At 63.8% G+C, this 14,769-nt stretch carries 13 protein-coding genes; 11 read left to right on the top strand and 2 right to left on the bottom strand.

Features of this window, described 5'->3' with window-relative positions:
• Positions 1–38: 38 nt before the first annotated feature.
• The 6 genes from odhB (at position 39) to SD196_RS16620 (ending at position 7,693) form a co-directional block, all read left to right on the top strand.
• Positions 39–1,265 (top strand): 2-oxoglutarate dehydrogenase complex dihydrolipoyllysine-residue succinyltransferase, encoded by a 1,227-nt coding sequence (gene odhB, locus SD196_RS16645; RefSeq protein ID WP_275611390.1) that lies wholly within the window; start codon positions 39–41, stop codon positions 1,263–1,265.
• A gap of 81 nt (positions 1,266–1,346) precedes the next feature.
• Entirely contained in the window at positions 1,347–2,783 is a 1,437-nt protein-coding gene (gene lpdA / locus SD196_RS16640) for a dihydrolipoyl dehydrogenase (RefSeq protein WP_275611391.1), read from the top strand.
• 159 nt (positions 2,784–2,942) lie between these two features.
• Positions 2,943–4,109, top strand: a complete 1,167-nt coding sequence (sucC, locus tag SD196_RS16635; RefSeq protein WP_017518067.1) for an ADP-forming succinate--CoA ligase subunit beta — start codon at positions 2,943–2,945, stop codon at positions 4,107–4,109.
• Entirely contained in the window at positions 4,109–4,990 is an 882-nt protein-coding gene (sucD, locus tag SD196_RS16630) for a succinate--CoA ligase subunit alpha (protein WP_207883052.1), read from the top strand. The genes sucC and sucD overlap by 1 nt, the downstream gene beginning before the upstream one ends.
• Positions 4,991–5,475: 485 nt before the next feature.
• Positions 5,476–6,789 carry a branched-chain amino acid transport system II carrier protein gene (gene brnQ / locus SD196_RS16625; protein ID WP_275611392.1) on the top strand — a complete coding sequence of 438 codons (1,314 nt, stop codon included), beginning with the start codon at positions 5,476–5,478 and terminating at the stop codon, positions 6,787–6,789.
• A 148-nt stretch (positions 6,790–6,937) separates the two neighbouring features.
• Positions 6,938–7,693 (top strand): DUF599 domain-containing protein, encoded by a 756-nt coding sequence (locus tag SD196_RS16620; protein WP_275611393.1) that lies wholly within the window; start codon positions 6,938–6,940, stop codon positions 7,691–7,693.
• 207 nt (positions 7,694–7,900) lie between these two features.
• Here the strand turns inward: SD196_RS16620 and SD196_RS16615 are convergent, their stop codons facing one another.
• On the bottom strand, positions 7,901–8,122 hold the full coding sequence (locus SD196_RS16615) for a hypothetical protein (protein WP_275611394.1): 222 nt from the start codon (positions 8,120–8,122) through the stop codon (positions 7,901–7,903).
• A 160-nt stretch (positions 8,123–8,282) separates the two neighbouring features.
• Here SD196_RS16615 and SD196_RS16610 point away from each other — a divergent pair, with 160 nt between their 5' ends.
• From SD196_RS16610 to SD196_RS16590, 5 genes are all read left to right on the top strand, one after another.
• Complete coding sequence (locus SD196_RS16610) at positions 8,283–8,759, top strand: PaaI family thioesterase (protein WP_275611395.1); 477 nt, start codon at positions 8,283–8,285, stop codon at positions 8,757–8,759.
• Positions 8,756–9,202: a PaaI family thioesterase gene (locus SD196_RS16605; RefSeq protein ID WP_275611396.1), complete on the top strand. Its 447-nt coding sequence runs from the start codon at positions 8,756–8,758 to the stop codon at positions 9,200–9,202. Before SD196_RS16610 ends, SD196_RS16605 begins: the two co-directional genes overlap by 4 nt.
• Positions 9,203–10,450, top strand: a complete 1,248-nt coding sequence (locus tag SD196_RS16600) for an MFS transporter (protein WP_343573305.1) — start codon at positions 9,203–9,205, stop codon at positions 10,448–10,450. It begins immediately after the preceding gene.
• A gap of 96 nt (positions 10,451–10,546) precedes the next feature.
• On the top strand, positions 10,547–12,445 hold the full coding sequence (gene htpG, locus SD196_RS16595) for a molecular chaperone HtpG (RefSeq protein WP_275611398.1): 1,899 nt from the start codon (positions 10,547–10,549) through the stop codon (positions 12,443–12,445).
• 91 nt (positions 12,446–12,536) lie between these two features.
• The gene (locus SD196_RS16590) at positions 12,537–13,268 is read left to right on the top strand and encodes a dienelactone hydrolase family protein (protein ID WP_331318558.1); all 732 of its coding nucleotides are present in this window, start codon (positions 12,537–12,539) and stop codon (positions 13,266–13,268) included.
• A 170-nt stretch (positions 13,269–13,438) separates the two neighbouring features.
• Here SD196_RS16590 and SD196_RS16585 read toward each other — a convergent pair whose 3' ends face one another.
• The gene (locus SD196_RS16585; protein WP_275611400.1) at positions 13,439–14,698 is read right to left on the bottom strand and encodes a sugar MFS transporter; all 1,260 of its coding nucleotides are present in this window, start codon (positions 14,696–14,698) and stop codon (positions 13,439–13,441) included.
• Between the last annotated feature and the right edge of the window lie 71 nt (positions 14,699–14,769).

Here is a 14,769-nt window from a genome sequence, read left to right as displayed (position 1 = left end):
AACGCGCAGTTGATACCGAATTTAAGGAAACACACATAATGGCTATCGAAATCAAAGCCCCAACCTTCCCGGAATCGGTTGCCGACGGCACCGTTGCAACCTGGCACAAGAAGGTCGGTGAGGCCGTCAAGCGTGACGAACTGATCGTCGACATCGAAACCGACAAGGTCGTGATCGAAGTGCTCGCCGAGGCTGATGGCGTCTTGGCTGAGATCGTCAAGGGCGAGGGCGACACCGTTCTCTCCAACGAACTACTGGGCAAGCTGAGCGAAGGCGGTGCCGCCGCTGCCGCTCCGGCTGCTGCCGCAGCTCCGGCTGCCGCCCCGGCCGCCGCTGCCCCGGCTGCTGCCGCTGACGACAACATCCTGTCGCCGGCCGCTCGCAAGCTCGCCGAAGAAAACGGCATCGACCCGAACAGCCTGGCCGGCACCGGCAAGGGCGGTCGCGTCACCAAGGAAGACGTCGTCGCTGCCGTTGAAGCCAAGAAGAATGCCCCGGCTGCTGCGCCGGTTGCCAAGGCTGCCGCTCCGGCCGCCGAAGCTCCGGTGTTCGCCGCTGGCGATCGCGTTGAGAAGCGCGTGCCGATGACCCGCCTGCGCGCCAAGGTTGCCGAGCGTCTGGTCGAAGCCCAGTCCTCCATGGCCATGCTGACTACCTTCAACGAAGTCAACATGAAGCCGATCATGGACCTGCGCAACAAGTACAAGGACCTGTTCGAGAAGAAGCACAACGGCGTTCGCCTGGGCTTCATGTCCTTCTTCGTCAAGGCCGCCACCGAAGCCCTGAAGCGCTTCCCGGGCGTCAACGCCTCGATCGACGGCAACGACATCGTCTACCACGGCTACCAGGACATCGGTGTCGCCGTATCCAGCGACCGCGGTCTGGTCGTTCCGGTACTGCGTAACGCCGAGTTCATGAGCCTGGCCGAGATCGAGAACGGCATCGCCACCTTCGGCAAGAAAGCCAAAGACGGCAAGCTGTCCATCGAAGACATGACCGGTGGTACTTTCACCATTTCCAACGGTGGCGTATTCGGTTCCCTGCTGTCGACTCCGATCGTCAACCCGCCGCAGACCGCCATTCTCGGCATGCACAAGATCCAGGAGCGCCCGATGGCCGTTAACGGCCAGGTGGTAATCCTGCCGATGATGTACCTGGCGCTGTCCTACGATCACCGCATGATCGACGGCAAGGAAGCGGTAAGCTTCCTGGTCACCATGAAGGATCTGCTGGAAGATCCGGCTCGCCTGCTGCTGGACGTCTGATTCGTCAATTCACACGACGGCCCCGTACTACACGACGGCCCCGAGAGGGGCCGTCCGCTTCACCGGAATAAGGATTGAGATATGAGCCAGAAATTCGACGTGGTTGTGATTGGCGCCGGCCCCGGCGGTTATGTAGCCGCCATCCGTGCCGCCCAACTCGGCCTGAAGACCGCCTGCATCGAGAAGTACATCGGTAAAGAGGGCAAGGTTGCCCTCGGCGGTACCTGCCTGAACGTAGGCTGCATTCCGTCCAAGGCACTGCTGGACAGCTCCTGGAAGTACAAGGAAGCCAAAGAGGGCTTTGAGGTCCACGGTATCTCCACTGGCGGCGTGAAGATGGACGTTCCGGCGATGGTTGCCCGCAAGGCCAACATCGTTAAGAACCTGACCGGCGGTATCGCCACCCTGTTCAAGGCCAACGGCGTGACCTCCTTCGAAGGCCACGGCAAGGTCCTGGCCAACAAGCAGGTCGAAGTGACCGGCCTGGACGGCAAGGTCGAGGTCCTGGAAGCCGAGAACATCATCATCGCTTCGGGCTCCAAGCCGGTTGAAATCCCGCCGGCCCCGCTGACCGACGACGTCATCGTCGACTCCACCGGCGCCCTGGAATTCCAGAGCGTACCGAAGAAGCTGGGCGTGATCGGCGCCGGCGTCATCGGTCTGGAACTGGGTTCGGTCTGGGCTCGCCTGGGTGCTGAAGTCACCGTTCTGGAAGCCCTGGACAAGTTCCTCCCGGCCGCCGACGAGCAGGTCGCCAAGGAAGCCCTGAAGGTCCTGACCAAGCAAGGTCTGAACATCCGCCTGGGCGCCCGCGTCACCGGTTCGGAAGTGAAGAAGAAGCAAGTCACCGTAACCTTCACCGACGCCAACGGCGAGCAGAAGGAAACCTTCGACAAGCTGATCGTGGCCGTGGGCCGTCGCCCGGTGACCACCGACCTGCTGGCCGCCGACAGCGGCGTGACCATGGATGAGCGCGGCTTCATCTTCGTCGACGACCACTGCAAGACCAGCGTTCCGGGCGTCTACGCCATCGGTGACGTGGTCCGCGGCGCCATGCTGGCGCACAAGGCCTCGGAAGAGGGCGTGATGGTTGCCGAGCGCATCGCCGGCCACAAGGCTCAGATGAACTATGACCTGATTCCGTCGGTGATCTACACCCACCCGGAAATCGCATGGGTCGGCAAGACCGAGCAGCAGCTCAAGGGCGAAGGCGTTGAAGTTAACGTCGGCACCTTCCCGTTCGCCGCCAGCGGCCGCGCCATGGCTGCCAACGATACCACCGGCCTGGTCAAGGTCATCGCCGATGCCAAGACCGACCGCGTACTGGGCGTCCACGTGATCGGCCCGAGCGCCGCCGAGCTGGTTCAGCAGGGCGCGATCGGCATGGAATTCGGCACCAGTGCCGAAGACCTGGGCATGATGGTCTTCTCCCACCCGACTCTGTCCGAAGCGCTGCACGAAGCGGCCCTGGCAGTGAATGGCCACGCCATCCACATCGCCAACCGCAAGAAGCGCTAAGGAACGGGACCACGGCGGGGAGGGCGGCAGTCTTTTGCGAGGGGCTGCCGTCCACTCCGCCGGATCGTTTCTCCCCTGAGGGGACTCGGTCACAGGTGGCGTGGTGCCACGAGCGCCGCGCCTTATGCGCAATACCCAAGACGAAAACGGTAGACAAGCATGAATCTCCACGAATATCAGGGTAAGCAGCTGTTCGCTGAGTACGGCCTGCCCGTATCCAAGGGCTTCGCCGTCGACACACCCGAAGAGGCCGCAGAAGCCTGTGAAAAGATCGGTGGTACCGAGTGGGTCGTTAAGGCCCAGGTACACGCTGGTGGCCGCGGTAAAGCGGGCGGTGTGAAGCTGGTCAAGAGCAAAGAGGACGCCAAGGCGTTCGCCGCCAACTGGCTGGGCAAGCGTCTGGTGACCTACCAGACTGACGCCAACGGCCAGCCGGTCAGCAAGATCCTGGTGGAATCCTGCACCGACATCGACAAGGAGCTGTACCTCGGCGCCGTTGTCGACCGTTCCAGCCGTCGCATCGTCTTCATGGCCTCCACCGAAGGTGGCGTGGACATCGAGAAAGTTGCGCACGAGACCCCTGAGAAGATCCTGAAGGCCACCATCGATCCGCTGGTTGGCGCTCAGCCGTTCCAGGGCCGCGAGCTGGCCTTCCAGCTGGGCCTGAAGGGCGACCAGATCAAGCAGTTCACCCACATCTTCGTTGGCCTGGCCAAGCTGTTCCAGGACTACGACCTGGCGCTGCTGGAAGTGAACCCGCTGGTGATCAAGAAAGACGGCAACCTGCACTGCCTGGACGCCAAGATCAACATCGACTCCAACGCCATGTACCGTCAGCCCAAGCTGCGCGCCATGCACGACCCGTCCCAGGACGACGCTCGTGAAGCCCATGCGCAGAAGTGGGAACTGAACTACGTCGCGCTGGAAGGCAACATCGGCTGCATGGTCAACGGCGCTGGCCTGGCCATGGGCACCATGGACATCGTCAACCTGCACGGCGGCAAGCCGGCCAACTTCCTCGACGTTGGCGGCGGTGCGACCAAAGAGCGCGTGACCGAAGCGTTCAAGATCATCCTGTCCGACAGCAACGTCGCTGCCGTTCTGGTGAACATCTTCGGCGGCATCGTTCGCTGCGACATGATTGCCGAAGGCATCATCGGCGCCGTGAAAGAAGTCGGCGTGAAAATCCCGGTTGTCGTTCGTCTGGAAGGCAACAACGCCGACCTCGGCGCCAAGGTCCTGGCCGAGAGCGGTCTGAACATCATCGCGGCGACCAGCCTGACCGACGCTGCCCAGCAAGTCGTCAAGGCCGCGGAGGGTAAGTAATGAGCGTCCTGATCAATAAAGACACCAAAGTCATCTGCCAGGGCTTCACCGGCTCGCAGGGTACCTTCCACTCCGAACAAGCCATCGCCTACGGCACCAAGATGGTTGGCGGCGTGACCCCCGGCAAGGGCGGTACCACCCACCTGGGCCTGCCGGTGTTCAACACCGTCAAGGAAGCTGTAGAAGCCACCGGCGCCGACGCCTCGGTCATCTACGTTCCGGCTCCGTTCTGCAAGGACTCGATCCTGGAAGCGGCCTTCGGCGGCATCAAGCTGATCGTCTGCATCACCGAAGGCATCCCGACCATCGACATGCTGGAAGCCAAGGTCAAGTGCGACGAGCTGGGCGTGCGCCTGATCGGCCCGAACTGCCCGGGCGTGATCACTCCCGGCGAGTGCAAGATCGGCATCATGCCGGGTCACATCCACCTGCCGGGCAAGGTAGGCATCGTGTCGCGTTCCGGCACCCTGACCTACGAAGCCGTGAAGCAGACCACCGACGCCGGCTTCGGCCAGTCCACCTGCGTGGGCATCGGTGGTGACCCGATCCCGGGCTCCAACTTCATCGACATCCTGAAGCTGTTCCAGGAAGACCCGAAAACCGAAGCCATCGTCATGATCGGCGAAATCGGCGGTTCGGCTGAAGAAGAAGCGGCTGCCTACATCAAGGCCAACGTGACCAAGCCGGTGGTGTCCTATATCGCTGGTGTTACCGCACCGCCCGGCAAGCGCATGGGCCACGCGGGCGCCATCATCTCCGGTGGCAAGGGCACTGCGGACGAGAAGTTCGCTGCCCTGCAGGACGCTGGCGTGAAAACCGTGCGTTCCCTGGCTGACATCGGCAAGGCCCTGGCCGAGCTGACCGGCTGGGCGGTCAAGTAAGCGTCTCGCTTACCGACCGTTAGCTGTGCAGGGGCCACCTTCGGGTGGCCTCTGTCATTTTGCCTGCATCGCACAAAGTTTCGATCAGGCGACACTCCCGTTCATTCCGCGGACTATCTGACGTACGTCAGTGCAGTTCATCGGAATGGATCGTTAGGCTAGCAACTATCTGAAGCGTCGCGTTCCCCACAAGGGAAGGCTCGCTCACCGTCACCTCCTACCCGGAAGCGGCGGCGATTCCTGACCGTCATGGATGGCGCGTCACCAGCATGCAGGATGCAACCGGGCCACGAGCTCATGGAAAACCTCTGCTATCGGACTTCCAAGAACAATCCTCCGTACCGGAATGACATCAGCATCACAGGATGCGCAGGCTCGCCCCAAGTGAGTCAGCCAATCCCGTTCGATGCGGCTTTGTCACGTCTGTACGGTCGTTGTGCCCTGGGAGACCACGAAACCGTTTCAGCACTGTGGTATTTCCCTTCATGAACGTTTTGAAAGGCCAGGACATCCTGGCACTTGGTTTTATGACCTTCGCCCTGTTCGTCGGGGCGGGCAACATCATCTTCCCGCCGATCGTGGGCCTGCAGTCCGGTCCGCATGTCTGGATGGCGGCGCTGGGCTTCCTGATCACCGCGGTTGGCCTGCCGGTGATCACCGTCGTAGCGCTGGCCAAGGTCGGCGGGGCGATGGATACCCTCAGCCACCCGATCGGCCGCATCGCCGGCGGGCTGCTGGCGGCTGTCTGCTACCTGTCGGTCGGACCGCTGTTCGCCACCCCGCGCACCGCTACCGTCTCCTTCGAGGTAGGCCTGGCGCCGCTGACCGGGGAGGGCGCTCTGCCGCTGTTCCTCTACAGCCTGGTGTACTTCCTGGTGGTGCTGGTGATCTCGCTGTATCCGGGCAAGCTGCTCGATACCGTCGGCCGCTTCCTCGCGCCGCTGAAGATCATCGCCTTGGCCGCCCTGGGCATCGCCGCCTTCATGCTGCCGGCCGGCCCCATCGGCACCGCGGAACCGGCCTACCAGGCCGCCGCGTTCTCCCAGGGCTTCGTCAATGGCTACCTGACCATGGACACCCTCGGCGCGCTGGTCTTCGGCATCGTCATCGTCAACGCGATCCGCTCCCGTGGCGTGCAGTCGCCGCGCCTGATCACCCGCTACGCGATCATCGCCGGCCTGATCGCCGGTGTAGGCCTGGCGCTGGTGTACATCAGCCTGTTCCGCCTGGGCGCGGGCAGCCATGACATCGCCGCTGGCGCCAGCAACGGCGCCGCCGTCCTGCACGCCTACGTGCAGCACACCTTCGGCTCGCTGGGCAGCACCTTCCTGGCCGTGCTGATCGCGCTGGCCTGCCTGGTTACCGCCGTGGGCCTGACCTGCGCCTGCGCCGAGTACTTCTGCCGTATCCTGCCGCTGTCGTACCGCAGCCTGGTGATCATCCTTGCGGCGTTCTCGCTGCTGGTGTCGAACCTGGGCCTGACCAAGCTCATCCAGTTCTCGATCCCGGTACTGACCGCCATCTATCCGCCGTGCATCGTGCTGGTGGCGCTGAGCTTCTGCGCCAGCCTGTGGCGCTCGCAGACGCGCATCGTCGCCCCGGTCATGGTCATCTCCTTCATCTTCGGCCTCATCGACGCGCTCAAGGGCGCCAAGCTCGACGCCTGGATGCCGGGCTGGATGGAACATCTGCCGCTGGCCGAGCAGGGCCTCGCGTGGCTGATCCCGTCGGTAGTCATGCTGGCCGCGATGGCAGTGCTCGATCGTCTGCTGGGCAAGCCCCAGGAAGCGATGGCCTGACGCCCTCCGTGCAAACGAAAAAGGCCGCCCACAAGGCGGCCTTTTTCATGCCTGCATGGTCTTCTACAAGATTACAGACCGTGTCTTTCTCCGCATATCTGGCGTCTATCCGCCGCGTATTCCTTCAAAACCTCACGCAAGGACAAGCATGACCGACGTCGTCGACCTGTTCGATATCCAGTACCTGTGGAACCTGTTCGCCATCCTCTGGTTCCTCGTCTGCTGGATCGGCTACACCCGCTATGCCAAGGCCAAGGCCCGCGATACCGCTTGCCTGGCCAGCGTGCTGCACCTCTACCGCCAGGACTGGATGCGCCGCCTGCTGCTGCGCGACAACCGGGTGGCCGACGCCAGCGTGATCGGCAACCTGGAGCGCAACGCGTCGTTCTTCGCTTCCAGCACCCTGATCATCCTCGCCGGCATCCTGACCCTGCTGGGCTCAGCCGAGCGCACCATCTCGGTGCTGGCCGACCTGCCGTTCGTGGCGCCGCCGACTCGCGGGCTGTCGGAGCTGAAGCTGCTCTGCCTGGCGGTGGTGTTCGTGTATGCCTTCTTCACCTTCAGCTGGTGCATGCGGCAATACAATTTCGCGGCGGTGCTGGTGGCTTCCGCGCCGATGGTGGGGGAGCGCAGCGTCGGTGAGCAGGAGCGCAAGATGTACGCCGAGCGCGCGGCGCGCGTGGTGTCGCTCGCGGCGCACCAGTTCAACCAGGGCCTGCGTACCTACTACTTCGGCCTGGCGATGCTCGCCTGGTTCATCAACCCGCTGATCTTCATGCTGGTGACCGCCGGAGTGGTAGGAGTGCTGTATCAGCGCGAGTTCCATTCTCGCGTGCTGCATGTCATGGTCTACACGCCGACACCTCAGGCAGACGCCCCGCGCGACGACGATATTCCGGCCTGAGCTGACGCCGGATGCGACAAGGCCCGCGAATGCGGGCCTTGTGCTGTACAACGCGAGAAGCGGCTTATCGCCAGCTCACGATCTGCTGCGCGTCGGCATAACTGCGTTAAAAACAGGCTCGGAATGCTCATTTACAACTCGTAAACTCCGCTTCCTCGCCTGTTTTTGCCTTGTTCTGCTCTAGCTCGCGAGATCGTGAACAGGCTCTTACTGCTTCTGCTCTTCGCCTGCGGGCTCCTGCGGCGCGGTAGCCGGGGCTGCCGGTGCAGCCGGGGCGGCTTCAGGCGCCGGCGGAGTCGTCGGTGCCGGGGTGGCCGGCTGCTCAGTAGCGGCGGGCGCTGCCGGCGCTTTCGGCTCTTCTTTCTTGCCGCAGGCGGCAAGACCCAGACCGGCGATCAGCATCAGAGCGAGGGGAAGGGTTTTTTTCATGTGGAGCCTCCATGTGCGGCTTTCCTGGTGATAGCCCTTTGAGCAAGCGACCATCGAATAAGTTCAACGAATATTCCTACAGCGTAGGTTTTCATCACTGTAGGTGTGGCAGGGGGCGGGGTATGATGCGGGCCCGTGCAGTCATCCGGTCGCCCACGCCATGAGTGAAAACCCCATTCTTGAGCGCGCCCAGCGCTTTCTTTCGGCGTTGCGCCATTGCCAGTTGCTCGGCATCAGCGCCCATGCCGCCGATACTTCCGGCCTGACGTTGCGCCTGCCGTACAGCGCTGCCATCGTCGGCAATCCGGAAACCGGCGTCATTCATGGCGGGGCGATCACCACGCTGATGGACACCACCTGCGGCATCTCCACCGTCTGCGTGCTGCCGCAATTCGAGATCTGCCCGACCCTGGACCTGCGTATCGACTACATGCACCCGGCCGAGCCCGGCAAGGATGTGTTCGGTTTCGCCGAGTGCTACCGGGTCACCCCGAACATCATCTTCACCCGTGGCATCGCCTACCAGGACGACCCGTCCGAGCCGATCGCCCATGTGGTCGGCACCTTCATGCGCATGGGCAAGGCGGTTTCCGCCGGCAGCGTGAAGCGCAGTGTCGACGGGGAGGCCAGCGCATGAGCAAACCGAGCATCGAGCAACTGGTGCGCGAAGCCCACGAAAGCAAGAATTGCGACGGGCTGATCGAGTCGATTCCCTATGCCAAGCTCATCGGCATTCGCTGCCTGCGCCTGGGCGACGACGCGATCTTCCACCTGCCGGCCAACCCCGACAACATCGGCAATCCGACCCTGCCGGCATTGCACGGTGGCGTCATTGCCGGCTTCATGGAGCATTCCGCGCTGCTGCACCTGCTGATGTTCATGGGCCTTCCGCACATGCCCAAGATCATCGACTTCTCCATCGATTACCTGCGCGCTGGGCATTTCCGCGATACCTACGCGCAATGCCAGGTCTGGCGACAGGGGCGGCGGGTGGCCAACGTGGCGATCACCGCCTGGCAGACCACCCGCGCCGAACCCATTGCTACCGCACGGGCCCACTTCAAGGTCGATGGCGCCTGAATGGATACCCTGCTGATCCTGCTCGGGCTGCTGCTGATCCTCGCTGGCTACGTCTGGCTGGTCATGCAGGCCTTCGGTCGCAGCCTGTTCTGGGGGCTCGCCAGCCTGGTGCCGCCGTTGGCGCTGGTGTTCATGCTGCGTCACTGGGGGCAGGCGCGGAGTTCCGTGGCGCTCGGCGGCCTGGGATGCATCCCGCTGGTGGTCGGCCTGACGCTGCTGGCGGTCCACGACAGCGCGCGCCTGGAGGCCATCCTGCGTCTCGATTGGCTGCGGTCCGACCAGGTCGCCAAGCCGGAACTGGCCATCCAGTTGCGCGGTGAGCTGAATGGCAAGCCGTTTGCGCCCGAACAGGCCGAGCTGATCGACGGAGTGCTGAGCCTGCGGGAAGGGCAGGACTTCTACGCGCACCGCGAAGTGCGCATTCATTTGCCTGCAGCAGTCGACGGGCCCCTGCGGCTGGATGTACTACCCAACGATTCCGGCACCTTGCCGGAGGTCGAAATCAGCTGGCTGGCTCCCGGCCGGGACCTGCCCGAGGCTGTCCGTATCGCGCGGGGCTACAGCCTGCACCTGGATCTGCAACCGGAAGCGCCCAACCGCATGGTCGGCGACTTCCACCTGGTGCTTCCCGCACAGATGCAGACCACCCTGAGTGGAAAGGTCGAGCTGTACACCAATCACCTGCGCTACCGCGACGGGCAGGTGGATACCCGCGTCGGTTCCCAGGACACCCTGGCCTATGTGCTGCGCGACTACCTGCAACGGCGCTTCGCCCGACGCGATATCGAGCTGGCCCGATTGCCCCGGCTGGACACCCAGCGGTCGGTGCTGGAGGTGCCCGTCAGCTTCAGTGCCGGTGGCGAGCCACAGACGCTGTCGCTCACCCTGGCCAGGACCGAAGGCCGGGGTTGGGGTGTCAAGGGCGACAAATATCCGCGCCTGGTCGAAAGCCCGGCACCGGCCCCGGCGCAGCCAGAGCCCCAGCCTGTCGAACCGACGGCCGGCCAGTCACCGGCTGCGCTGGAGGTCGGGTTGATTGCACTGCAGCGCCTGCAGGCCGCGCCGGAGCACTTCGCCAATCGCCGGATGCGCGTCCAGACCGAACAGGGGCGCACAGCCGATGGGGTTTTCGTCGGTCTGGACGCTGACGGTCGCCTGGTCATTCGCCACAGCCTGAGCGGCGCGGGGGAGGCGAGTTACGTCCTGCGCCCCAGCGAAGTGGTCAGCATCGAATTGCTCGCGCAATGAGTCTTCGGGGCAAACCCTTGAATTCGTTCAGGAAGCCCCCATCTCGCTGACATCGGCCGCATGACGCGGTATTTGTCATCCTCGGAGCGAGAAACAATGAGCGTGGAGACTCAAAAAGAAACGCTGGGCTTCCAGACCGAAGTGAAGCAGCTGCTTCACCTGATGATTCATTCCCTGTATTCGAACAAGGAAATCTTCCTTCGCGAGCTGATTTCCAACGCCTCCGACGCCGCCGACAAGCTGCGTTTCGAGGCCCTGGCCAAGCCTGAGCTGCTCGAAGGCGGCGCCGAGCTGAAAATCCGTGTGAGCTTCGACAAGGACGCCAAGACCGTCACCCTCGAAGACAACGGTATCGGCATGAGCCGCGAGGAAGTCATCGCGCACCTGGGTACCATCGCCAAGTCCGGCACCGCTGACTTCCTGAAGAACCTCTCGGGCGACCAGAAGAAGGATTCCCACCTGATCGGCCAGTTCGGCGTGGGCTTCTACAGCGCCTTCATCGTCGCCGATAAGGTTGATGTGTTCACCCGCCGCGCCGGTGCGTCGGCCAGCGAAGGTGTGCACTGGTCCTCCAAGGGCGAGGGCGAGTTCGAGGTCGCGACCATCGAGAAAGCCGACCGTGGCACCCGCATCGTCCTGCACCTGAAGGACGGCGAAGACGAGTTCGCCGACGGCTGGCGCCTGCGCAATATCGTCAAGAAGTACTCCGACCACATCGCGCTGCCCATCGAGCTGCCGAAGGAACACCACGGTGAAGAGGCACCGGCCGAAACCGAGTGGGAAGTGGTCAACCGTGCCAGCGCCCTGTGGACCCGTCCGCGCACCGAGGTGAAGGACGAGGAATACCAGGAGTTCTACAAGCACATCGCCCATGACTTCGAGAACCCGCTGACCTGGAGCCACAACAAGGTCGAGGGCAAGCTCGAGTACACCTCGCTGCTGTACGTCCCGGCCCGCGCGCCGTTCGACCTGTACCACCGCGAGGCCCCGCGCGGCCTGAAGCTGTACGTGCAGCGCGTGTTCATCATGGACCAGGCCGACCAGTTTCTGCCGCTGTACCTGCGCTTCATCAAGGGTGTGGTGGACTCCAACGACCTGTCGCTGAACGTCTCCCGAGAAATCCTGCAGTCCGGCCCCATCGTCGATTCGATGAAATCCGCGCTGACCAAGCGCTCCCTGGACATGCTGGAAAAGCTCGCCAGCAACGACGCCGAAGCCTACAAGGGCTTCTGGAAGAACTTCGGCCAGGTGCTGAAGGAAGGCCCGGCCGAAGACTTCGCCAACAAGGACAAGATCGCCGGCCTGCTGCGCTTCTCTTCCACCAGCGACGACAGTGGCGAGCAGAGTGTTTCCCTGGCCGACTACATCGGCCGCCTGAAGGAAGGCCAGGACAAGATCTACTACCTCACCGGCGAAAGCTTCGCCCAGGTGAAGAACAGCCCGCACCTGGAAGTCTTCCGCAAGAAAGGCATCGAAGTGCTGCTGCTCACCGACCGTATCGACGAGTGGCTGATGAGCTACCTGCCGGAGTTCGACGGCAAGCAGTTCGTCGACGTCGCCCGTGGCGACCTGGACCTGGGCAGCCTGGACTCCGAAGAGGACAAGAAGGCCCAGGAAGAGATCGCCAAGGCCAAAGAAGGTCTGGCCGAGCGCCTCAAAGCCGCGCTGGGCGATGAAGTCGCCGAGGTGCGCGTGTCCCACCGCCTGACCGACTCGCCGGCGATCCTCGCCATCGGCGAACAGGACCTGGGCCTGCAGATGCGCCAGATCCTCGAGGCCAGCGGCCAGAAGGTGCCGGAGTCCAAGCCGATCTTCGAATTCAACCCGGCCCACCCGCTGATCGAGAAGCTCGACGCGGAAGCCGACGAAGACCGTTTTGGCGAGCTGACCCACATCCTCTTCGACCAGGCCGCCCTGGCCGCGGGGGACAGCCTGAAGGACCCGGCTGCCTACGTGCGCCGTCTGAACAAGCTGCTGGTGGAACTCTCCGCCTGAGTCGCCGCCTGAAAAACAAAGCCCGCTTCGGCGGGCTTTGTGCTTTCTTTATCCGCTCCACCCAACCGACAAGCGAAAAGGGGATTACCCAATGAGCCAGATCAGCGTGCAACCGGTCGCCTACAGCCAGGACGGCGTGTCCTTCGAGGGCCAGTTGGTATTCGATGCCGCCAGCAACGCACCGCGCCCCGGCCTGCTGATGGCGCCGAACTGGATGGGCGTCAGCCAGGGTGCCGTGGATATCGCCCGCAAGGTCGCCGAGCGCGGCTACGTGGTGTTGGTGGCCGATCTGTATGGCAAGGATGTGCGTCCCAACGGTACGGAGCAGGCGGCCGCCGCCATGATGCCGCTGAAGAACGACCGCGCGCTGCTGCGCAAGCGCATGCAGCTTTCCCTCGCCACCCTGCTGGAGCAGGCCGGCAAGGCTCCGCTGGACATCACTCGGCTGGCTACCTTCGGCTTCTGCTTCGGCGGCTGCTGCGCCCTGGAACTGGCCCGCGACGGTGCGCCGCTGGCGGCTGCCGTGTCCTTCCACGGCACCCTGGACACGCCGAACCCGGCCGACGCGAAGAACATCAAGGGCTCGGTGCTGGTCCTCGACGGCGCCGTCGACCCCTTCGTGCCCCGTGAGCAGCTGACCGAGTTCGCCAGGGAAATGATCGACGCCAACGTCGACTGGGCACTGACCAGCTACGGCGGCGCCGCGCATTCCTTCACCGATCCGCATGCGCAGATCCCGGGCAAGATGCAGTACGACGCCAAGGTGGCACGCCGCGCGTTTGCCGCGATGTTCGATCTGTTGGATGAGCGCTTCGGCGGCTGAAATCCCCCCCGGTGAACGAAAACGCCGCGCCCCCATTGGAGGCGCGGCGTTTTTATTTGCTCTTCGTAGGAGCGAGCTTGCTCGCGAACCCTGCCTCGCAGCGGAGATTGTTCGCGAGAAAGCTCGCTCCTACAACAATAACAATCCTGTTGTCCCGCAGCGGTCCCTGATCAGGGCGCGTTGGCTGGTCGCTGAGCGGCTCGTTCGTCGGCGCGGTAACCCTTGGCGCCGAACCAGACGATGTACAGGTAGCACAGCAGCGGAACGGCGAAGGAGTGCAGCAGGCCGATGCGGTCGGCGAAGAAGGCTTGCACCAGCGGCATCACGGCGCCGCCGACGATGGCCATGCAGAGCAGGCCGGAGCCCTTGCTGGTGAGGTTGCCCAGGCCCTCCAGGGCGAGGGAGAAGATGGTCGGGAACATGATCGAGTTGAACAGTCCGATCAGGATCAGCGACCACATCGCCACGTGCCCGCCGACGCTGAGCGCCACGGCGATCAGCAGGGTGATCACCAGGGCGTTGAAGGCCAGCATGCGGTTGGCCGGAATCGCGCGCATCAGCACGCTGCCGATGAAGCGGCCGACCATGGCGCCGCCCCAGTAGAACGACAGGTACTTGCCGGCCTGTTCGGCGGGCAGCCCGGCGATGTCCGGCTGGCCCATCAGGCTGACCAGGTAGCTGCCGATGGAAACCTCGGCGCCGACGTAGGCGAAGATCGCGATCACCCCGAAGATCAGGTGGCGATGGGCGAACAGCGAATGCCGGCCCGCCGCGGCGCCGTCGCTGGGCTCGCCGTGGTGAATCTTCGGCAGGCGGAACAGGGCGATCAGCACGGCGATGGCGAACAGCAGGCCGGCCAGCACCAGGTAGGGCGTCTTCACCGTGTCCGCCTCGGTTGCGGCGGAGCTACCGAGCTGCGAGGCGGCACCGGCGCCGATGGCGAGAATGGTCACCGACCCCACCAGCGGCCCGACGGTGGTGCCGAGGGAGTTGAAGGCCTGGGTCAGGTTGAGTCGGCTGGCGGCGGTGGCCGCCGGGCCGAGCACGTTCACGTAGGGATTGGCCGCGACCTGCAGCAGGGTGATGCCGGAAGCGAGGATGAACAGCGCGGCTAGGAAGTACGGATAGGATTGCGCGCTGGCCGCCGGGTAGAACAGCAGACAGCCGACCCCGGCGGTAGCCAGGCCGACGATGATCCCGCTCTTGTAGCCAACCTTTTCCACCAGCCGTCCGGAGGGGAAGGACATGATGAAGTAGGCGCCGAAGAAGCAGAACTGGATCAGCGAGGCTTCCACGTACGACAGCGTGAACACTGCCTTGAGGTGCGGTACGAGGATGTCGTTGAGCGAGGTGATCAGGCCCCACATGAAGAACAGCAGGGTCAGCACGGTCAGGGCGCTGGTGTGGCGGTTGGCGTGCGGTTGGTCCATCGCGGACTCCTTGGGCCGGAAGTGTGGGCCTTGCCGTGGCAAGGGACTGGGGCTCGATGCTGTACGCAGAG

This window comes from Pseudomonas macauensis, from assembly GCF_047902425.1.
Classification (GTDB): Bacteria; Pseudomonadota; Gammaproteobacteria; order Pseudomonadales; family Pseudomonadaceae; genus Pseudomonas.
This window is presented reverse-complemented; position numbering and strand designations above follow the sequence as displayed.

What these genes read in the sequence shown, in the direction of transcription:
- odhB (WP_275611390.1), top strand. Translation starts at nt 39, where the DNA reads ATGGCTATCGAAATCAAAGCCCCAACCTTCCCGGAATCGGTTGCCGAC.
- lpdA (WP_275611391.1), top strand. Translation starts at nt 1,347, where the DNA reads ATGAGCCAGAAATTCGACGTGGTTGTGATTGGCGCCGGCCCCGGCGGT.
- sucC (WP_017518067.1), top strand. Translation starts at nt 2,943, where the DNA reads ATGAATCTCCACGAATATCAGGGTAAGCAGCTGTTCGCTGAGTACGGC.
- sucD (WP_207883052.1), top strand. Translation starts at nt 4,109, where the DNA reads ATGAGCGTCCTGATCAATAAAGACACCAAAGTCATCTGCCAGGGCTTC.
- brnQ (WP_275611392.1), top strand. Translation starts at nt 5,476, where the DNA reads ATGAACGTTTTGAAAGGCCAGGACATCCTGGCACTTGGTTTTATGACC.
- SD196_RS16620 (WP_275611393.1), top strand. Translation starts at nt 6,938, where the DNA reads ATGACCGACGTCGTCGACCTGTTCGATATCCAGTACCTGTGGAACCTG.
- SD196_RS16615 (WP_275611394.1), bottom strand. Translation starts at nt 8,122, where the DNA reads ATGAAAAAAACCCTTCCCCTCGCTCTGATGCTGATCGCCGGTCTGGGT.
- SD196_RS16610 (WP_275611395.1), top strand. Translation starts at nt 8,283, where the DNA reads ATGAGTGAAAACCCCATTCTTGAGCGCGCCCAGCGCTTTCTTTCGGCG.
- SD196_RS16605 (WP_275611396.1), top strand. Translation starts at nt 8,756, where the DNA reads ATGAGCAAACCGAGCATCGAGCAACTGGTGCGCGAAGCCCACGAAAGC.
- SD196_RS16600 (WP_343573305.1), top strand. Translation starts at nt 9,203, where the DNA reads ATGGATACCCTGCTGATCCTGCTCGGGCTGCTGCTGATCCTCGCTGGC.
- htpG (WP_275611398.1), top strand. Translation starts at nt 10,547, where the DNA reads ATGAGCGTGGAGACTCAAAAAGAAACGCTGGGCTTCCAGACCGAAGTG.
- SD196_RS16590 (WP_331318558.1), top strand. Translation starts at nt 12,537, where the DNA reads ATGAGCCAGATCAGCGTGCAACCGGTCGCCTACAGCCAGGACGGCGTG.
- SD196_RS16585 (WP_275611400.1), bottom strand. Translation starts at nt 14,698, where the DNA reads ATGGACCAACCGCACGCCAACCGCCACACCAGCGCCCTGACCGTGCTG.